We start from the raw sequence: 18,581 nt of genomic DNA, 5'->3' as shown, positions 1-18,581 counted from the left end.
CCGGCCGTCAGGCACGTGGCTCCCGCGCCGCCCGTACGATCATGACCGGGCAGTCGGCGTGCTGCACCAGCTTCTGGCTGACCGAGCCGAGCAGCAGCCCGGTGAAGCCGCCGCGGCCCCGGGCGCCGACGACGACCAGGTCGGCACGGTGCGACTCGGCGATCAGCGCCCGCTCGGGGTACGCCCGCAGCACGACCTCCTCGACCCTGACATCGGGGTGGTGCTCGCGCTCGCCGGCGATGGACTCGGCGAGCATGCGCTCGGCTTCGGCGCGTGCGGCGGGCTCTTCGGGCGCGGCGTCGTGCCAGGTGAGGTCGGCGTGGTCGAGCGGGCCGAACCTGCCCTGGGACGCCGGGCCGTAGGCGCTGACGACGCGCAGCACGGCATCGCGCTCGGCGGCGGCGAGGAACGCCTGCGTGGCGGCCGCGTCGGCGGCCGGGGAGCCGTCCACGCCCACGGACACGGTCTGCCGCGGCTCACCCGGCTCGATGTCGGGGACGAGGACGACGGGGCAGGGGGCCTGGGTGGCCAGTTCCAGCCCGATGGATCCCATCCACAGCGTCTCCAGGCCGCTGAGACGGTGTGTTCCCGAGACCATCAAGTGTGCGCGGCGGGAGTGCTCCAGCAGCACGGCGGAGCCGTAGCCGACGACGGAGCGCGCCGTGACCTCGATGTCGGGGGCTTTGGCGCGCGCCCGCTTCTGCGCGGTCTCGATGAGGTCGCGGGCGGCGTGGGCCATCTCTTCCGCGGCGGGGCCGACGGAGGAGTGGTACATGGGCCATTCGTTGGCGTACACGATGTGGAGCGGGCGGCGCCGGCGCCGGGCCTCCTCGGCGGCCCAGTCGGTCGCGCGCTCGGCGGCCGAACCGCCGTCCACCGCCACCACGATCGGTGCCGTGCTCTGCCCGGCCATGGTCTCCTCCGTCCTCGATGTCACTGCCACTTCAACGCTAGCCGCGGGGCGCGGTGAGGGGAGGGCCGAAGGTCCCGCCGATGGTGGGGAATCCGTACGGGCGCGGTGGGGGGTCGGCGCACGCGCGGGCCTCAGCGGGGGCGGGCGACCAGCAGCCGCATCTCCGCCGCGAGGTCGGCGATGGTGTCGGTGGTCAGCCCGACCGGGCGCAGCAGGGACTCGTACTCGCTCGCGGTGCGTTCGCGGCCGCTGGTCATGACCATCATGTGCACGTCGAAGGCGAGCGTGAGCAGCGGGTGCCGACCGTCGGGGATGACGCGCTCGACGACCAGCAGCCGGGAGGCCGCCCCCATCGCGGCGCGGCAGTTGGCCAGCAGCAGGTGGCAGGCCTCGTCGTCCCAGTTGTGCAGGACGCGGCAGAGGATGTAGACGTCGCCGTCGCCGGGGATGTCGCGCATGAAGTCGCCCTCGACCAGCTCGCAGCGACCCTCGGCGAGATGCGGGGCGAGGCGCCGGCGGGCGCCGTGCAGGGCGGGGCCGCGCTCGTAGAGGACCCCGTGCAGGTGGGGGTTGGCGCGTAGGACGGCGGCCAGCAGCGTGCCGTCGCCGCCGCCCACGTCCACGACCTTCTTGGCGGCGCCGAAGTCGTAGGCGGCGGGGAGGCCGGTGGCGAACGTGCTGCCGGCGGCCATACCGGCGTCGAACAGCTTCTCGTCGTCGGGGTGGTCGGCGAGGTAGGGGTAGATGCCCTGGCGGTGGACGGCGGGGAAGGCGGGCTCGCCGGTCCGGACCGCGTCGGCCAGCCCGCGCCAGGCGCGGGTGAAGAAGTCGCTGCTGTAGAGGAGCGCCAGGGCGCGCATCGAGGCGGGGTGGTCGCTGTGCAGGAACTCGCCCATCTCGGTGAGGGCGTAGCGGCCGCCCTCCTCACCGAGCACACCCGCGGCGGTGAGCAGGCGCAGCAGGCGCGCCAGCGGCTCGGGGCTCAGCGACAGCCCCTCGGCGGTCTCGGCGGGGGTCTCCGGTCCGTCGCCGAGCCGGTCGATCACGCCGAGCCGGACGGCGGTGACGACGGCCTCGGTCAGCCAGGGCCCGGCCAGCAGCCGCAGCAGTTCTCTGCCCTCGTTGTCTCCTCCGGACATGGGATCCCCCTGTCGTGATCGCCGCCACCGCCCACCGTAGCGCCGCGTAGGCCGATTCTCACATGAGACGGCCGAGATCGCGGGGGGACGTGCCGTGGGGCGCCGGCGCCGAAGACCGCCGCGAGGCGAGCGCTGAGGAGGTCGCCCACCTCGCGGCGGAGGCCTGGCCCGGCCGGGGCATCCGCACACCCCCGGCCGGGGTCGGCCGAACCCGCACCGCCGTCGCCGCGAGCGGGGTCCTCGGGGGAGGCGGACCCCTGCGAGGCGGGGCGGGTGGCTCACGGTCCGTCGGCGCCCCCGCAGCGGAGCGGAGCACGGGCGACGGACACCCCATTGCGAAAATGATTATCATACTCGGCTCGCGAAGTCCATCCCGCCGCAGCGCACTCCACCCCGCCGCCACCGCGGCCGGACACCGCCACTCGGACGCATCGCGCCACATCCGGGCCGAACAGAATCCGAACCCCCCGAAACCGACAAGAATATAAAATTGCGACGCGCGCCCGTTTCACACCCAGCGGAGGTGGCCGAATGCGGCCACCGAACCCCGGACGAAGACGCTGCGACCTCATTTATCCGACGGCTACACTTCTGCAGCGGTGCGGGATCGCACACAGAAATCTCTCATCGGGGACACGATGAAATCCGACTACTTCCAGTACTGTGTCGCCGACCGCCTCTTCTATGACGCGCCGGAGAACCGGATGGCGGACCGCGCCGCCTACTCCCGCCCTCCGGCCCCCGCCGACGGGCAGTGGGCGACGAGCGAGGACCACCCGTGGGTGCACTACAGGCGGCAGGGCGCGGGGCTCCCCGCCCAGGGCTGGAAGATCCACGTATCGGCCCGCCTGGAATCGGCACAGAAAACGCTGGACATCACGTCCGACTATTGCATCGAAAAAGGAATCTCGTTCAAATTCCTCATCCATGAGACCGCTTTCCTGTGGAGGAACGCCAAGTACGCGGACCGTTCTGCGAGCGGAAAATTCATCACCGTCTACCCTTCATCGGACGAGGAGCTGCACGCCGCGCTCGACGAGCTCACCCAGCGCCTGCACGGCCTCGGCGGCCCCTACATCCTCAGCGATCTGCGGTGGAACGACGGACCGCTCTATCTCCGGTACGGCGGTTTCACGCGGCGGTATGTCCGCGACGAGCAGGGCGAGCCGGTTCCGGCGATCGAGGACCCCCAGGGGCGGCTGTGCCCCGACCTCCGCCGGCCGGTGTTCTCCTGCCCCGACTGGGTACGGCCGCCCGAGTTCCTCCGCCCCCTGGTGGAGGAACGGCGCTCCGGCCACCCGCCCGAGGCCTTCCCGTACGTGATCACCTCCGCCCTGCACCACTCCAACGGGGGCGGCGTCTACCTCGCCCACGCGCGCACCGGCGGCGCGCAGGTCGTCGTGAAGGAGGCGCGCCCGCACGCCGCGCTCGACCCCTTGGGACGCGACGCCGTCGCCCGGCTGCGGCACGAGCACGACATCCTGGCCCGGCTCGCCGACGTCGAGGAGGTCATCGGGGTCCGCGGCCGGTTCACCGCCTGGGAGCACGAGTTCCTCGTCCAGGAGTACGCGGCGGGCGGCACGCTCAGCCGCGAGATGGTGCGCCGGCATCCCCTCATCCACCCCGATCCCGACGACACCGGGAACGCGGACTACACACGCTGGGTTCTGGGCGTCACCGACCAGGTCGAGCGGGCGGTGGCGCGGCTGCACGACCGGGGCGTCGCCTTCGGCGACCTCCACACGCGCAATGTCCTCCTCCGGGACGACGGCCGCATCGCCCTCGGCGACTTCGAACTCGCCACCGCCGGCGGCGACCGACCGCACACGGCCATGGGCGCCCCCGGGTTCACACCGCCCGACCGCCGGGGAGCCTACGCGGCGGACCGCTATGCGCTCGGCTGTCTGAAGATCGCCCTGTTCCTCCCGCTGACCACGCTGCTCTCGCTGGACACCGGAAGGGCACGTGCCCTCGTCGAGACCATCGGGCGACTGTTCGACGTCCCGGCCGACTGGGGCGGGAACGTGCTCGCCGACCTCGACCTCGGCCCCGCGCCGTGGGCGGGCACCGCGCGGCAGATGGCACGCTCGTCCGCCCTCATCTCGGGTGCCCTCATCTCGGGTGCCGCCCGGCGCCCGGCGCCACGGGACGGAGGGCCGGAGGCCCGGGGCGGTCCCGACTGGCCCGCGATCGAGGCCTCCATCGCGCGCGCCATCCGGGCCAGTGCCGCACCGGAGCGCACCGACCGGCTCTTTCCCGGCGACATCGCACAGTTCACCGTCTCCGGCCTCGGCCTCGCCCACGGCGCCGCCGGAGTCCTCTACGCGCTGTCGGTCGCGGGGCACGGCCGCCCCACCGATCCGGAGGAGTGGGCGGTATGGACCGGATGGCTGCTGCGCCGGGTACGCGAACACCGGCGGCCGCACCGCCTCGGATTCTTCGACGGGCTGCACGGCATCGCCTACGCGCTGGAGGAGATCGGCCTGCGCGAGGACGCACTCGACATCCTGGAGGCGGCCGACCGCCACGAGCGCGGCGCCGTCATGCCCGACAGCCTGGCCGCCGGATCGAGCGGCACGGCCCTCAACCGCGTGCACTTCTCCCGCCGCCTCGGCGACCGCGGCCTCCTCGACGCCGCGGTGGAGGACGCGCAGCGGATCGCCGACGGGTATGCGGAGGGCGGTGAGCCGAGCGGACGCGGTCCGGCGGGGCTGCTGCGCGGCCCCTCCGGCCACGCGCTGCTCTTCATCCACCTCCACCGGGAGACCGGGGACTCCGGCTACCTGGACCTGGCGCAGCGGGCCCTGGAACGGGACCTGCGTTCGTGCGTCCACCGGGCGACCGACGACACCCTGTCCGTCCACGACGGGCGGCGCACCCTGCCCTATCTCGCCGACGGCTCGGCCGGCATCGGCCTGGTGCTCGGCGAATTCCTGCGGCACCGGGACAGCGAGGTCTTCGCAACGGCGCTGGACCGCATCCGACGCGCGGCACAGCCCGCGTTCTGCGTCCTTCCCGCGCTCTTCCAGGGAGCCGCCGGGCTCCTCGGCTTCCTCGCCCACCTGCGCTACCCGGGGGAGAACGACGAGCGGCTGGAGGAGCAGATCGGTCTGCGGCGCGACCGGCTGCGCTGGCACATGGTCGGGCTGCGCGGCGAGATCGCCGTCCCCGGCGACCAGTTGCTGCGTCTCTCCATGGATCTGGCGACGGGCGCGGCCGGCGTCCTCCTCGGGTTGGCCGCGGTCCGCGACGACCGCCTGCCCGTCCTCCCCTTCGTCAGCCGGTCCGCCGACTCCGCCCCGGGCGGGCGGCGACACCGCGAGCCCCGCCCCGAAGCCGATGACGAAGGGGGTACCCGTCCCCATCCGACCCGAGAACGTTAGCGACGCCAGCCCAGAAAGGACAGGAGAACCATGCCCTACATCCTCGACCTGCAGTCCCTGGAAGCCTCCGCGACCCACGAGGCCGAACGGAACGTGTTCGGCAGCATCCCTGACAGCACCATGAGCATGGCCGACGCCTGCGATATCGGGGACAGCGGCCTCAGCGTCATGATCTGCCACTAAAACGGCAGGAGAACGCGGCAGCCCAGGAGGGGAGCCGCCCGACGCGCGTGATCGGCACCGTGCGCCCGTGCCCCGGCCTACCCGGGGCACGGGCGCACCCGTGTCCCTGACGTGCACTCGGGTGTGCCGCACTGGCACAGTGGGGGCATGGGCGACGGTCTGTTCGACGTCCCGGCCGAACCCGTGGAGGTGGCGCCCGGGGCCGTGCACGTGCCGGGCTGGCTGAGCACGCCGACCCAGCGCGAGCTCGTGGCGCTCTGCCGCGAGTGGGCGCGGGGACCCGCGGGCATGCGGCGGCACCGGATGCCGCGCGGCGGGATGATGAGCGTGCGGATGGTCTCCCTGGGCTGGCACTGGGAGCCCTACCGGTACTCCAGGACGCTTCCCGGCGGCGAGCCGGTCCGGCCGTTCCCGCCGCTGCTCGGGGAGCTCGCCCGGGCCGGTGTGGCCGCGGCCTACGGCGCCCCGCCGCCCGCCGGAACCCCCGACTACGACGTGGCCCTGGTCAACTTCTACGACGCCGAGGCGAAGATGGGCCTGCATCAGGACCGCGAGGAGCAGGCCGACGTTCCCGTCGTCTCGTTCAACCTCGGTGACGCGTGTGTGTTCCGCTTCGGCAACACCGAGACCCGCGGCCGCCCCTACACCGACGTCGAGCTGCGCGGCGGCGACCTGTTCGTGTTCGGCGGCCCGTCCCGCATGGCCTACCACGGCGTGCCGCGCGTCCTGCCCGGGACCGCCGACCCCGCGGCCGGGCTGGACAGCGGGCGGCTCAACATCACCGTCCGCGCCTCCGGGCTGGGGTGAGGGCACCGGTGCGACGGCGGTCAGCCCTCCACGGCGACCAGGCCGTGGCGGGTCTGGCGGACCAGCAGCTCCACCACGTCGCCCAGCCGCCCCCGGCGCGCATAGGCGATGCGCTGCCGGTGCGCGCCCGACCCCACGGCCAGCACCCGGTCGAGTAGTCGTCCGGCCAGGTCGGCGTCGGCCGGGTCGAGGCCCTGCCGGGCCTGCTCCAGCATCTGCTCGGACAGGCGGCGGGCGGGGACGAGTTCGCCGCGGAAGGGATCGAACGCCTCCCCTTCCAAGCCGTCGTGGGCCGCGCGCCACACCGCCAGCCGCAGGATCTGGTCACTGGGCGCCGGGGCGGGCCGCCCCTCGGCGGCCCGGCGCAGCGCGACCGCCGCCAGGCCGCGCACCAGCAGCGCGGCCAGAACCGCCTCCTCCGCCGTGCCGGCCGCGTCGACGGCGCGCACCTCCACCGTCGGCAGGCGCGCGGAGAGGCGGACGTCCCAGTAGACCATCTGCCGGTCCAGGATCGCGCCGGCCACCAGCATCTCCTCGACCGCGCGGTCGTAGTCGGCGGCCGAGCGCACGAACGGCGGCGGCCCCGCCGACGGCAGCCGCGCCCACGTGACCGCGCGCCAGCTGGCGTGGCCGGTGTCGCGGCCGAGCAGGAACGGGGAGTTCGCGCTGAGCGCGAGCAGCACCGGTGTCCAGGCTCGCAGGTGGTTGGCGACGTACGCTGCGGGCTCCCGGTCGGCGACGCCGACGTGGATGTGGCAGCCGCAGACCGTGTGCGCGTCGCGCAGCGCGCCGAAGCGCGCGTCGATCCGGGCGTAGCGTTCACTCTGGGTGAGCGGCGCGGGGTCGGCGTCGCCGATGACCGCGGTTCCGGTCGCCGCGATGCCCAGCCCGTGTTCGCGGGCCGCGTCGGCGAGCGCCTGCCGGGCGGACACCAGGTGGCCGTAGAGTTCCCGGCCCGAGCGGCAGACGGGGGTCGTCGCCTCGACCTGGAGGCGGGTGATCTCGGCGCACACCGCCGATTCGCGGCGGCCGCCGCGGTGGCGTGCGCGGGCACCGGAGAGGACCTCGGGGGCGCGTGCGCGGGCCCGGAAGGTCCGGGCGTCGATGACGAAGAACTCCTCCTCGGTGCCGATGGTCGGAACCGAGGACGGTTCCTCCCCGTCGGCGAGGGGGGTGAGGGGCAGGGGGGCGGTGTCCTGGGCCGGTATGGCGGGCGCCGTGCCCCCCGGCGCGACCGGAAGGTTCGCGCTGTGGCCGATGCTGTCGCGGGTGGTACCGGTTTCGTTCATCGGGCGTCCCTCGCCATCGAGAGCAAAGACGGGCGAACCTAGTGATACCCACCCGAAGGCGCCGCCCGAACTCCCGGGAACGCCGGGATGCCCGGCGTCCACGTGGCTGCGTATGATCCGCCGGGTGCCGCGCCCCACCGGCCGCCCGGCCGCATCCCGCTCGGCCGGCGCCCGCCTCGCCCCCTGAGTTCCAGGTTCCGTCGCTGAGAGCATCGGCGGCTCTCAGCATTCCCCTTCATTCGGACAGGAAGGTCCGTACCGGGGTCACTCAAGCATAAGGGCCGCGGTGTCCGGATGGCGGTCTCGCGCTTCCTTCCCGCCGGGTTCGGGTTCTTCGCCACCCGCCCGGCCCGTTCCCGCCGCACGGCGGGAACGGGTGGCCCGGGTCCTACGGTCGGCTCCACGCGGTTTCGACGCTTGGGCGTCCTGGTCTCCGGCCGCTCCGGTACCGGTACTGCACGCCGCCGCACGAGTGGCGAGGTTGCGTGCGGCGTTTTCATCGCGGTCGATGATGAGACCGCACGCTTCGCAGGAGCAGACCCGGACGTGCAGGGGAAGCCTGGCTTTCACTTCCCCGCACTGCGAGCAGGTCGTGGACGACGGATACCGGCGCCAGGGACCGGCATGCGGCCTTGTTCCGCCCACGTCCACGCGGTTCGGTCGTGCACGCCGTCGCGTGCCGCCCACCCGGAAAGCTTCACACGGCCCGAAGGGCGATGAGAAAGGCTGAGATTCGCGGATGAATCCGCCGACGGCCGTCACCCCTCGCGTGGCCGCGCCACGCGAGGGGGTGAGGGGCGGTCGCTCGGGTCCGCCCAGGGGTCCTCGGCCATGCGCGGCGGGGAGCCGTCCAGCGGGCGGACCAGCACCGGCCCGCCGCGTGCGTAGTCGACCAGGGTGAAGGCGCCCGCGGCGGACGCCAGCTGCACGTCGACCCGCACGGGCAGCGCGCGCAGGTCGGCCAGGAGCGTGGCGGCCCGCAGCAGCGGGATCGGTCCGCGGGGGCGGATGACGACGTCCAGGTCGCTGCCGGGCAGAGTGACGGGCAGGCCGGTGACGATCTCGAACCCGGCGCTGCCGCCGATCCCCCAGCTGGGAACGTGCCGCCGCAGGGTCATGTCGAGCCGGGTGAGCACACCGAGCGCGGGCACGGCCGCCCGGCGCCCGTCCGGCAGCCGGGGGTGGGAGCGGGCGGCCTGCTCCGGGGTGACGCGGTCGACGACGGCGGACTCGGGGAGGAACGCGGCGACGCGGTCGGCCCGCCGGACGCCGCGGATCCCGACCGGAACGGTTCCGGCGGAGGCGATGCCCCGCCGCACCACCACCCAGGGGACGTCGCGCAGCATCGACACGGCCCACAGCGGCAGGTCCGATTCCGGCCCCTCGGGCAGAACCGCGCCCGGGTCGTCGAAGCGGAGCAGGTCGTGGGCCCGGTAGCCGGTCAGTGTCCCGGTCCCGTGGCCCCCAACCGCGTATCCCGCGCCCAGCTCTTCGTCGCCAACCACTCGATCGCCTCCCCGTGGTCCACCCCCGCCGAAGCGGGGTCGTCTCTCACACGTGCAGCGGCACCGGCGCGGTTCATCCCGTTTCGCGCGAGACGTTCCGGTCGTCCCTTGCCGTCCCACCGGCCCGCGGTCGCCGACCCATCCCCCACCTGCGCCGACACTCCCGGATCGCGACGCGGGGTCAAGGGGATTTTGGCTCCGCTTGACCCCGAGATGACGCAATGTGAGTGGCATGTTACCCCCAGCACTGTTCCCGGGGCCAGGGTGAATTTCCGTTCGCGTCAGCCGCCCCATGCGGCGGTGAGGCGGCGGCGCACCTCCCGCGAGGCGGCGCGGTCGTTCCGGGCCCCGGCGGACCGCAGCCGCGCCGACAGCCCCACCGGTGCCGAGCGCGCGTCGGCGGCGGCCTCGGCCAGGGCCGCGCGCACCGCGTCGGCGTCCTCGGCGCCGGGGGCGTCGGCGGCGACTCCGGTGACGAGGCGGTGGACGGCGCCCAGGGAGGCGAAGGACCTGATGTCGTCGGCGGTGGCGGGGACCCGGCGGGCGATGGCGTCCAGCTCCGCGATAGTGCGCCGGGTCAGCCGGGCGGTCGCCTCCCTCGACATGGCCTGGACGGCCACGGCACCGTCGTCGAGCGCGACGATGCGGTCGGCCTGCAGGCCGTGGGCGAGGAAACCGCCGGAGACGGCCCGCCCGACCACGAGCGCGACGACCGGGTGCCCGGAGCGGCGGGCGTCGGCGTAAGCCGCCACCGCCCCGGCCAGCGCCTGGTGGATGCCGTGCAGCTCCTCCCGGTAGCCATAGGCCTGGCCGGGGGTGTCCACGATGGCGACGAGCACACGCTTCCGCCCGGCCGGCAGCACCGCATCGGCCCGCACCGCGGCGCGGACGTGGGCCGCCAGCGCCCAGCCCTCCTCCAGGCCGACCTCGCCCGCCCGGGCGCGCGGCCAGCGGGCGGCGGGATCCGCGACGACGGAGAGGAAGCGCGCCGTGCGGCCGCCCAGCTCACCATCGGCGACGCGCACCGACGCCGGCCCCTCCGGCGGCGGGGCCACCGGGGCGCCGATCAGGGCCTCGATCCACACACCGCCTCTGCGACCCGTGGCAGGGGCGGCCCCTGCGTCCCCGGTCCCGGCCCGGCGCGCCGCGGCCGCAGGGGCCGCTTCCGGCGCGTGCCGCGCCAGGCCGGCGATGGACGCCGCGACGTGGCCGCTGCGAAAAACGGACTCCTCCGCACCCGCCCCCTCGGCGAACGCGCTGCGGACCGCGCCGCGCAGTTCGGCCGCGCCGTCGGCGACGAGGGTGTCGGCGAACCCGTCGGCGACGCGCCGCCGCCCGCCGAAGGTGCGCAGGATGAGGCCGCGGTCGGCGGCGTCGAATTCGCCCACTCCGGCCTCCTCCTCGATGACCTGCGGGCCGTTGAGGCCGAGGCGCCCCCGCGCGGTCATGACCAGCCGGGTGCACAGGCCCGCCGCGATCGCCATGCCGCCGAAGCAGCCGATCGGGCCGCCGATGACGCCGACGACCGGGACGTGGCGGCGCAGGTCGGTGACGGCGGCATGGATGTCGGCGACGGCGAGCAGCCCCAGCGTGGCCTCCTGCAGCCGGATGCCGCCGGTCTCCAGCAGCAGGACCGGGCGGATGGGTGTCCCGGCGGCGGCGTCGCGTGCGGCCAGTTCCAGTGCGCCGGCGACCTTGGCGCCGCCGACCTCGCCGACCGCGCCGCCGAGGAAGGTGCCGTCGAGGGAGACCGCCACGGCGGGGGCGCCGCCGATGCGGCCGCGCGCGACCACCGCGCCGTCGTCGTCCTGGGGCACCAGGCCCTGGGCGGCCAGGTGCGGGGAGGCGAACCGGTCGGCCGGGTCGAGGAGCTCGCGGAACGTGCCCGCGTCGAGAACGGCGCGGGCGCGCTCACGCGCGCTCAGCCCGCTGAAGGCGGTGCGCGCACCGTTGAGAGTGCGTCTCATCGCGTGGTCGACCTCCTCCCCGCCCAGCGCGGCGGGGCCCGCTCCCGCGCCGGGTGTGTGCCCCGCGGAGGGGCGGCGCGCTCGCCGCGCCGGCTCGGGCGTGGGACGCTATCACGCGGGGATGCGGCACCCTCGCACCGCCCACCCCGCAGCCCCGGTGGGCGCGCTCGGCGCCGACGCGCGGCGCCCGGGCTCCCCGCCCGCACCGGGCGGCGGCCTCACTCCCGGCGGTGCGCTCCCGGTCCGGCGACCCGGTCCAGGAACAGCGCCGCCGCCAGCAGGTCGGCCGATCCCCCCGGCGACAGTCCGCCGCGCCGAACGTGGTCGTCCAGCCCGGTGAAGAGTTCATACCCGGCGGCGGTCGAGGTGCCTCCGGCCTCCAGGACCCCGGCGGCCATGCGCTGGACGCTGCGCAGGGCCGCGAGCCCGCCGCGGTGGGCCAGACAGGTGTCGTCGAGCACGGCGAGCGCGCCGACCAGGGCATCGAGCCGGGCGTGCTCCTCGTCCACCCCGGCGGCGCGAGAGATCCGCAGCACCGGCAGGACGCTCCACACCAGTGTCGGGAAGCCGTCGGCGGCCTCGCCGCGCGCCCCGCGCAGGCCGTAGCGGGCCCGTGCCCGCTCCCCGTGGGTGGGTTCGGCGTAGGCGGGGACGACGGGGTCGGGGATGCGGGCGATCCGGCCGGCGCTGCGGGCGATGTCGTGCGCCGGTGTCCCGTCGGGGTGCAGGGCGGTCGCCGCGACCAGCAGGCCCAGCGCCCAGATCGCACCCCGGTGGGTGTTGACCCCGCCGGTGACCCGCAGCATGTCCTGTTCGGCACGGCGGCCGTGGGCGCCCAGTCGGCGCCGCAGCGCCTCGCCGGGGGTGCGGCCCTCCGCCGCGGCCACCATGAGGGCGAACGCGGGGCGCAGCGCCTCGGCGGACCGCTCCATCAGGTCCAGGTCCATGTCGGGGTGGGCACCGCCGCCGCGGCGGTCGACCAGGCCCGGTTTCGGGGTGAGCACGACCTCCTCGATGAGTGCCCGCACAGCGTGGTCGGCGATCCGCCGCGCCCGCGGGCCGACGGCGCCGCCCCCGTCCGGGCCCGCGTCGGCGCCCGGGTCCGCCCCGGAGAGCGCACCGGTCTCCGGGGCCGGGTCGACGACGCTCATCCCCATCCCCTCGCGTGGCGACCGTGCGGGCGTAGCCGCAGGAGGGACCCCGCCTCCTGTACGAGTCTGCCAAAAAACCACGGCAATATCGGCCCGAATCGACCCAGAGCCGCCGTAGTGCCGGCCGACCGGCCGAAACCGGTCAGCGCCGCAGCAGGTCCCGGACGTTCACGACGAAGAGGACGGCCACCACGGCCGCGATCGGCACCAGCAGTGTCATCCGCCAGTCGGCCATGAACGCCAGGATGATGCCGGTGGCCGCTCCCGCGACCAGAGCCAGTACGGCCAGGCCGGCCAGGAAGGTGCGGAGCCTGCGGCGGGCGAAGCTGTCGAAGGCGGCGAACAGCAGCACCACGCCGATCATGGTCGGGATGGTGTAGGGGCCGTGCAGCCACAGCATGGCCGCCAGCGCGGTGATGAGCAAGGGCGTGCTCAGCGCGACCCAGATGTGCACGAAGCGGGTGGTGCGCTGCTCTCCGGTGGCATACGGCAGGTGGGGCGAGCGCAGGTGCGCGGTGGGCCCGGCGGCGATGGGCTCGTCCGATTCCAGGGCCCGGTGGTGGGCGTCGCGCTCGTCGGCCTTGAGCGACCGCTCGCGGTAGATCCCGGCGAGCTCGTGCTCCTCCTGCTGGATGCGCTCGCCGTACTCGCGCGCCCGCGTCTGGGAGTGCGGGTCGCGCCACAGCACGGCCTGGGCCGCGGACATGCGGCGGATCCGGTCGCGGCGTTCGGCGATCTCGGTATCGGCGTCGTCGATCCGGGTGTCGAGCTCCTTGAGGTGCGCGGCGAGGTCCTCGCGCGCGGCCTCCTCGGTAGGGGCGACCTTCTGCAGGCCCACCCAGGCCAGCGGGTCGGACCAGGAGTGTCGGATGGTGCCGTCGCGCTCGTAGCGAGGGCCGCTGGGCGCGCGCTCCCCCTCGAACCAGTCGCGGGTATCGCGCCCCCACAGGCCGCGGAACCCCCGCACCCACGGGGTGTCGTCGTCGATGACGACGGCCCTCCACTCGCGGTCGCCGCCGGGGCCGACGCACACGCCGTCACCGCGCGCGTAGTCGACGAAGGGCACGCCGATGCCGTGCCGGTCGAGCTGGGTGGAGTTGGGGAAGAGGCGGGCGATGACGTTGCGCCAGGCGCGCACGACGCCGCGCAGCGGCGCGGGGTCGACCTGGATGAGGTAGTCGCCGGGGAGCATCTGGTGGGAGTGCGATCCGGCGCCGACGTAGATGACGGGGTGGTCGCCCTGGCGGTCCAGGGCGGGGTCGTCCCAGCTGCGCCTGAGGTCGTCGCCGGTGTACTCGTGGGAGGAGGCGCCCACCCAGACCGGTCTGACGCCGCCGTCGGGCGTCTCGGCGACGTAGACGGTGACCTTCTCCCAGTCGGCCTCATGGTCGTTGACGCCGCCGTAGATGGAGCGCCAGTCGTTCATCGCGTAGAAGAACCAGTACTGCAGCGCGATGTAGCCGCCCTCACGGACCACCCGCCCGTAGTAGGTGGCACCGCCGCTGTCGACCTGCTCACGGTAGCGGGTGACCGCGGCGGCGGTCAGCCCGCCGGGGACCGCGCCGCGGATGAGAAGGGAGAACTTGACCAGGACGTCGACGATGCGGCCGAACACGCCGACCGCGGCCAGCCGTCCGCTCTTGGGGATTCCCGGGCGCGCGGTGGAGCTGAACCGCCGCGCCTCCTCACGCAGCGTCGCCTCCTGGACGAACCGGAGGTGCTTGTAGCGTCCGGGCCACTCGTCTTCGGCCCCGGCCAGGCGGTCCAGGGTGAGGTGGCCGGCGGGGACGAGTTCGCGCTCCTTGCCGCCGCCGTCCTCGACCCACAGGCTGCAGGCGCGAAGGTAGGCCTCGACGTCGGTGGGGAAGAAGAGCTCGCCCTTGGTGTAGCGCAGGACCGGTTCGAAGGCCCGGAGCAGTTCCAGATCAGTTCTCTCGCTCATGACTGCTCCTGACACTAGTGGATCTCTCCCCTCGCTTCGGTTCCCGCGGGCCGCCCCGGCGTGCGGTACCCGGGGGCGCCGGGTCGGCGTTAGATTGCCCTGTATGGAGGACGAACGCTTCACCCGGCTCATGCAGTCCGCACGCGAGGACGAGTCGCCGCTGACCGCGCTCAACGCGACCGTCCAGCTGCGCGCGGAGGTCGAGCGGCTGCAGGCGGTGCACGTCCGGCGGGCCCGCTTGCAGGGCGCGACCTGGTCCGAGATCGCGACGATCCTCGGTATCAGCAAGCAGGCCGTGCACAAGAAGTATGGCGGTAGCCGCCGGGAGAAGTGAGCCGGGGGCGCCGGTTCAGCGCCGGGCACCGCCCCGCGCTCGCCGGGCGGGCTCGGGGATGTCCGGATGTGGCCGCGCCGCGGCCCTGTCGGGCGCCGCCCGCTCCGTCCCCAGGACGCTCTGCTCGGACAGTGCGGGGTCGGTGACGGCCGAGTCGCCGCGGGCCGCGCCGACCCCGGCGATCACCACCAGCGCTATCCCGCCGATCTGCGCCAGGGCGGGGTGCTGCGAGATGACCACCATGCCCATCACCAGGCTGACCGCCGGCTCCAGGCTGGCCAGCGTGCTGTAGGTGGTCCGGCTCATCCGCTGCAGCACCATCATCTCCAGCAGGAACGGGATGACGGGGAAGAGCAGTGCGATGCCGAGGGTGACGAGGACGACGTGCGGGTCGGGGTTGGCGGCGACCTCGGGCACCCCCAGCGGGGCCATCAGGACCGAGGCGACGGTCATCGACAGCGCGAGCCCGTGTATCGCTCGGAAGCTGCTGCCCACGCGCTGGGTGTAGACGATGTAGAAGCCGAGGAACGCGGCCCCGCCCAGCCCGAAGGCGACGCCGGTGAGGTCGGCCTCGCCGTGCCAGGGCTGGGTCAGGAACACCACGCCCAGCAGGGCGAAGGCGATCCACATGAACTCCCGGGGACGGCGCATGGCCAGGACCGCCACGGCCAGCGGGCCGAGGAACTCGATCGCGGTGGCCGTGCCGAGGTCGATTCGCGCCGTGGATTCGGAGTAGAAGGCCATCATCCCCGCGCTGACTGTGCCCAGGATCACGACCGTGACCAGCTCGTTCTTCGACGCTCCGCGGAACGCGGCCCACAGCGGGCGGCCGCCGAGGGCGAGCAGGATCAGCGCGGCCCACGTCAGGCGGAGCCAGGTGACGCCGAGCGACCCCATCTCGTCGAACAGGGTGACCGCCAGAGAGCTGCCCGTATGCAGCGCGAACATCCCACACACCAGGAGGATCGGTGCGGGGATACGCGTCGGGGCAGAACGAAGGAGGTCACGAATGGAGATGATCACCCGGCCATTGGATCTACGGCCTATGTTTCTGTCCAGGGACCGATGGTGGATTTACCTTGTACTTTTGGTGAATGGATCTGACACGGCTGCACCTGCTGGTCGAGCTTGAGCGGCTGGGCACGATGACGGCGGTCTCCGAGGTCACGGGCATGGGGACCTCCGCCGTCTCCAAGCACTTCGCCGTGTTGGAGCGGGAGGTCGGCGTTCCGCTGCTGGTGCCCGACGGGCGGCGGGTCCGGCTCACCCCGGCCGGGCACCGGCTGTCCGAGTACGCCGTGGACATCCTGTCCCGTGTCGCGGCCGCGCGCTCCGAGCTCGCCGGCGAGGGGGAGCCGGTCGGCCGTATCGACCTGGTGACGTTCATCAGCGCGGCGCCGCCGATCGTGCTGCCGGCCCTGCGCCGGCTGCGGGAGGACCACCCGGGGATCGATGTGCGGCTCATCGAACACGAGCCCGACGAGGCGCTGGGCCTGCTGCAGACGGGCGACGCGGACGTCGGCCTCGTCTACGAGTACAGCCTGGTCCCCCGCAACTTCCCGGAAACGCTGACACTGCGCCGTCTGGGCAGCGAGCCGCTGCTGCTCTCCCAGCCCTCGGGGCGGCCGGCCTCCAGCCGCCCCCTGACCCGGCAGCGGCTGCGCGAGCTCTCCTCCGCCTCCTGGATCTCCAACTCGCGCGGCAGCGACGAGGACGAACTCGTCCAGCGCATGTGCGCCGCCGCGGGGTTCGCACCGCGCATCCGGCACCGCATCGACAACCTGGAGGTGGTCGAGCAGGTGGTGGCGTCCGGCCGCGGCGTGGGGGTGATGCCCAAGCTGGCGGCGGTGACGCGGCGGGGGGTCATCCACTCACCGCTCGGGGAGCTGGGTGGCAACCGCCGGATCTACCTGGTCGGCCGGGCCGGCGGCTGGGCCTGGCCGCCGATGCGGGTGCTGGCCGAGTACCTGCACCGCGTCGCCCGCGAGGTGCTGGACGACGTCGAGGACTCCCTGTCGTTCTCCGACCCGGTGAGCCCGCACGCACCCGCCTGAGCGCCGGGGCCGGCATCGCCGCGGTTCGGTCAGCCCGCCGAGGCGACGAGCGGACCGACCGTGGGCACCGGTACCTTGCCGGCGGCCTCGCGGACCGCGCTCAGCAGCGGCTCGGGCACCGACCCGGCCCGGCTCAGCGCGACGATGTGGCGGCGCGCGGTGTTGCGGACCGACCGGACGACGATGTTGGGCGCCGGCAGACCGGTCCAGCCGAGCCGCGGCACCAGGGCCACCCCCAGCCCCGCCTGGACCAGGGCGAGCACCGCGCTGAACTCGTCGACGGTGTGCACGATGCGGGGCTGGAACCCGGCCTGGTTGCAGGCGGCCGTCACGCAGTCGTACCAGGCGGTCCCGGGCGCCGACATGATCCAGTCGACGTCGCCGAGGTCCGCGGCGAGCTCCAGATCGGTGGAGTTGGCCAGCGGGTGGTGGTACGGCAGCACCGCGTCGAACGGCTCGACCATGATCGGATCGGCGCGGAACTCCGGCGATCCGTTGTGCGGGAGGTGCACCGACGACATGGTGATGGCCAGGTCCAGTTCGCCGGTGCGGATCATCTCCGTGCTCTCCTCCGGCTCGGCCTGGATGATCTCGAAGCGCCAGCCCGGGTGGGTCTCGCGCAGCCCGGCGACGGCGGGGCCCAGCAGGTCGGAGATGCCGGTGGAGAAGGACCCGACGCGCATGACGCCGACGGTGCCGTCGGCGTAGGCCGCGAGGTCGGCCTTGGCACGCTCCATCTCGGCGAAGATGACGTCGGCGTGCTCCAGCAGGACGCGCGCGGCCCCGGTGAGCAGGAAGCGGCGCCCCTGCCGCTCGACCAGCGTCACCCCGGTCTCCTTGGACAGGGTCGCCAGCTGCTGGGAGACGGCGGAAGGGGTCACGTGCAGCGCCTCGGCCGTCCCGGCGACGGTGTGGTGCTCGTCGAGCGCCCGCAGCAACTGCAATCGCCGAACATCGATCATGGGAGCCAATTTAGGCCAGCTGAAACACGTCCGTAACATCTTCTGGCCCCGTGGGGACGTGATCCCGTACACGTTGGCCCGCGCCCGCGGGGCGGTCCGGTGCCGCACCGCCGCCGGGGCGGGCACGGGCGAGCGGGCCGCCGGCCCCACCGGCGGCCGGAATCGTGAAATCCTGCAAATTTTTTCCTTCCGTCATGACGATCTCTCCTTTTCTTTGCCCGGTACCACGTCGGCATCGACGCGGGTCGTAATCTCGGAGGCACAGCTCATCCCATGGATTGGTCTGGACCAAAACAGGGAGTAGTCACGTCACTGCGGGCGGAACGGGTGGGAAGAACATGGAAACTTCGTTGGTGACTAAACCGCGCACTCCTCTTTCGGACGTGCTGCGGTTCCGCTACCTCGGGCCCTACGAGATCGAGGAGCTCGCCGAGCTCTGGATGACCCTGCACGAGCAGCACACCTCGATCGCCCCGCACCTGGAGGACATCGTGACGTCGGTGTCCCCTGACGAGTCCTGGCGGCGTCGCCGCAGCCAGTACCTGAGCTGGCTGGCCGACCCCGACACCCTCGCGGTGCTGGCGGAGAGCAGCGGCGAGCCGGTCGGGTACGCCATGGTGACGATCAGGGACAACCCGAAGGGGTCGTGGGACCGCGGCGACCGGGTGGCCGTCGTCCAGACGCTCTCGGTGCCCTCCGAATACGCCGGGGCCGGCGTGCGGTCGGGCCTGCTGGAGGAGGTCCGGCGGCAGGTCGGCGCCATGGGCATCCGGGAGATCGAACTGACGGCGTTGGCCACCAGCTCCGACGACATCCGGTTCTTCGAGCAGGAGGGGTTCCGCCCCTTCGTGACGACCATGGTCTGCCGGATCGGCGGCGTCGGCGCACACGACTGACGTCCACCGACGGACACACGGCGGCTCCCGCCGCGACCGGCCACCGGTCCGCGGCG

16 protein-coding genes are annotated in these 18,581 nt (G+C 73.6%); 6 read left to right on the top strand and 10 right to left on the bottom strand.

Annotated elements, in window-relative coordinates:
* Positions 1 to 7: 7 nt before the first annotated feature.
* Together HNR23_RS07800 and HNR23_RS07795 are read right to left on the bottom strand one after the other, a co-directional pair.
* Complete coding sequence (locus tag HNR23_RS07800) at positions 8 to 937, bottom strand: universal stress protein (protein WP_343070467.1); 930 nt, start codon at positions 935 to 937, stop codon at positions 8 to 10.
* A gap of 107 nt (positions 938 to 1,044) precedes the next feature.
* Positions 1,045 to 2,052, bottom strand: a complete 1,008-nt coding sequence (locus HNR23_RS07795; RefSeq protein ID WP_184074753.1) for a methyltransferase — start codon at positions 2,050 to 2,052, stop codon at positions 1,045 to 1,047.
* Positions 2,053 to 2,690: 638 nt separating this feature from the next.
* On the opposite strand from HNR23_RS07795, the gene lanKC reads away from it, so the two are divergent.
* The 3 genes from lanKC (at position 2,691) to HNR23_RS07780 (ending at position 6,425) form a co-directional block, all read left to right on the top strand.
* Positions 2,691 to 5,435, top strand: a complete 2,745-nt coding sequence (lanKC, locus tag HNR23_RS07790; RefSeq protein WP_184074752.1) for a class III lanthionine synthetase LanKC — start codon at positions 2,691 to 2,693, stop codon at positions 5,433 to 5,435.
* Between the two features lie 30 nt (positions 5,436 to 5,465).
* Positions 5,466 to 5,618 (top strand): SapB/AmfS family lanthipeptide, encoded by a 153-nt coding sequence (locus HNR23_RS07785; RefSeq protein ID WP_184074751.1) that lies wholly within the window; start codon positions 5,466 to 5,468, stop codon positions 5,616 to 5,618.
* Positions 5,619 to 5,765: 147 nt separating this feature from the next.
* Positions 5,766 to 6,425 (top strand): alpha-ketoglutarate-dependent dioxygenase AlkB family protein, encoded by a 660-nt coding sequence (locus HNR23_RS07780; protein ID WP_184074750.1) that lies wholly within the window; start codon positions 5,766 to 5,768, stop codon positions 6,423 to 6,425.
* A gap of 20 nt (positions 6,426 to 6,445) precedes the next feature.
* On the opposite strand, the gene HNR23_RS07775 is transcribed toward HNR23_RS07780, so the two are convergent.
* The 6 genes from HNR23_RS07775 to HNR23_RS07750 form a co-directional block, all read right to left on the bottom strand.
* Positions 6,446 to 7,714, bottom strand: coding sequence for a carboxylate-amine ligase (locus HNR23_RS07775; protein WP_184074749.1), 1,269 nt, complete (start codon positions 7,712 to 7,714; stop codon positions 6,446 to 6,448).
* A gap of 264 nt (positions 7,715 to 7,978) precedes the next feature.
* The gene (locus HNR23_RS27160; RefSeq protein WP_343070743.1) at positions 7,979 to 8,359 is read right to left on the bottom strand and encodes a transposase; all 381 of its coding nucleotides are present in this window, start codon (positions 8,357 to 8,359) and stop codon (positions 7,979 to 7,981) included.
* 113 nt (positions 8,360 to 8,472) lie between these two features.
* Positions 8,473 to 9,219, bottom strand: coding sequence for a malonate decarboxylase holo-ACP synthase (locus HNR23_RS07765; RefSeq protein ID WP_184074747.1), 747 nt, complete (start codon positions 9,217 to 9,219; stop codon positions 8,473 to 8,475).
* A 281-nt stretch (positions 9,220 to 9,500) separates the two neighbouring features.
* Positions 9,501 to 11,186, bottom strand: coding sequence for a biotin-independent malonate decarboxylase subunit beta (locus tag HNR23_RS07760; RefSeq protein ID WP_184074746.1), 1,686 nt, complete (start codon positions 11,184 to 11,186; stop codon positions 9,501 to 9,503).
* Between the two features lie 218 nt (positions 11,187 to 11,404).
* Entirely contained in the window at positions 11,405 to 12,337 is a 933-nt protein-coding gene (locus HNR23_RS07755; RefSeq protein WP_184074745.1) for a triphosphoribosyl-dephospho-CoA synthase, read from the bottom strand.
* Between the two features lie 142 nt (positions 12,338 to 12,479).
* Positions 12,480 to 14,279: a hypothetical protein gene (locus tag HNR23_RS07750; RefSeq protein ID WP_184074744.1), complete on the bottom strand. Its 1,800-nt coding sequence runs from the start codon at positions 14,277 to 14,279 to the stop codon at positions 12,480 to 12,482.
* Positions 14,280 to 14,382: 103 nt separating this feature from the next.
* Here HNR23_RS07750 and HNR23_RS07745 point away from each other — a divergent pair, with 103 nt between their 5' ends.
* Entirely contained in the window at positions 14,383 to 14,613 is a 231-nt protein-coding gene (locus HNR23_RS07745) for an ECF-type sigma factor (protein ID WP_184074743.1), read from the top strand.
* A gap of 15 nt (positions 14,614 to 14,628) precedes the next feature.
* On the opposite strand, the gene HNR23_RS07740 is transcribed toward HNR23_RS07745, so the two are convergent.
* On the bottom strand, positions 14,629 to 15,636 hold the full coding sequence (locus tag HNR23_RS07740; protein WP_394353754.1) for an EamA family transporter: 1,008 nt from the start codon (positions 15,634 to 15,636) through the stop codon (positions 14,629 to 14,631).
* Between the two features lie 71 nt (positions 15,637 to 15,707).
* Between HNR23_RS07740 and HNR23_RS07735 the strand changes: the two genes are divergently transcribed.
* Positions 15,708 to 16,667, top strand: a complete 960-nt coding sequence (locus HNR23_RS07735; protein WP_184074741.1) for a LysR family transcriptional regulator — start codon at positions 15,708 to 15,710, stop codon at positions 16,665 to 16,667.
* Positions 16,668 to 16,696: 29 nt separating this feature from the next.
* On the opposite strand, the gene HNR23_RS07730 is transcribed toward HNR23_RS07735, so the two are convergent.
* Positions 16,697 to 17,629, bottom strand: a complete 933-nt coding sequence (locus HNR23_RS07730) for a LysR family transcriptional regulator (protein WP_184074740.1) — start codon at positions 17,627 to 17,629, stop codon at positions 16,697 to 16,699.
* Positions 17,630 to 17,982: 353 nt separating this feature from the next.
* Between HNR23_RS07730 and HNR23_RS07725 the strand changes: the two genes are divergently transcribed.
* Positions 17,983 to 18,525 carry a GNAT family N-acetyltransferase gene (locus tag HNR23_RS07725; RefSeq protein WP_394353753.1) on the top strand — a complete coding sequence of 181 codons (543 nt, stop codon included), beginning with the start codon at positions 17,983 to 17,985 and terminating at the stop codon, positions 18,523 to 18,525.
* Positions 18,526 to 18,581: the final 56 nt, after the last annotated feature.

The sequence above is a fragment of the Nocardiopsis mwathae genome (genome assembly GCF_014201195.1).
GTDB lineage: Bacteria > Actinomycetota > Actinomycetes > Streptosporangiales > Streptosporangiaceae > Nocardiopsis_C > Nocardiopsis_C mwathae.
The sequence above is the reverse complement of the archived record's forward strand: the minus strand, read 5'-3'. Positions and strand labels throughout refer to the sequence as shown.

What these genes read in the sequence shown, in the direction of transcription:
- HNR23_RS07795 (WP_184074753.1), bottom strand. Translation starts at nt 2,052, where the DNA reads ATGTCCGGAGGAGACAACGAGGGCAGAGAACTGCTGCGGCTGCTGGCC.
- lanKC (WP_184074752.1), top strand. Translation starts at nt 2,691, where the DNA reads ATGAAATCCGACTACTTCCAGTACTGTGTCGCCGACCGCCTCTTCTAT.
- HNR23_RS07785 (WP_184074751.1), top strand. Translation starts at nt 5,466, where the DNA reads ATGCCCTACATCCTCGACCTGCAGTCCCTGGAAGCCTCCGCGACCCAC.
- HNR23_RS07780 (WP_184074750.1), top strand. Translation starts at nt 5,766, where the DNA reads ATGGGCGACGGTCTGTTCGACGTCCCGGCCGAACCCGTGGAGGTGGCG.
- HNR23_RS07775 (WP_184074749.1), bottom strand. Translation starts at nt 7,714, where the DNA reads ATGAACGAAACCGGTACCACCCGCGACAGCATCGGCCACAGCGCGAAC.
- HNR23_RS07760 (WP_184074746.1), bottom strand. Translation starts at nt 11,186, where the DNA reads ATGAGACGCACTCTCAACGGTGCGCGCACCGCCTTCAGCGGGCTGAGC.
- HNR23_RS07755 (WP_184074745.1), bottom strand. Translation starts at nt 12,337, where the DNA reads ATGAGCGTCGTCGACCCGGCCCCGGAGACCGGTGCGCTCTCCGGGGCG.
- HNR23_RS07750 (WP_184074744.1), bottom strand. Translation starts at nt 14,279, where the DNA reads ATGAGCGAGAGAACTGATCTGGAACTGCTCCGGGCCTTCGAACCGGTC.
- HNR23_RS07745 (WP_184074743.1), top strand. Translation starts at nt 14,383, where the DNA reads ATGGAGGACGAACGCTTCACCCGGCTCATGCAGTCCGCACGCGAGGAC.
- HNR23_RS07735 (WP_184074741.1), top strand. Translation starts at nt 15,708, where the DNA reads ATGGATCTGACACGGCTGCACCTGCTGGTCGAGCTTGAGCGGCTGGGC.
- HNR23_RS07730 (WP_184074740.1), bottom strand. Translation starts at nt 17,629, where the DNA reads ATGATCGATGTTCGGCGATTGCAGTTGCTGCGGGCGCTCGACGAGCAC.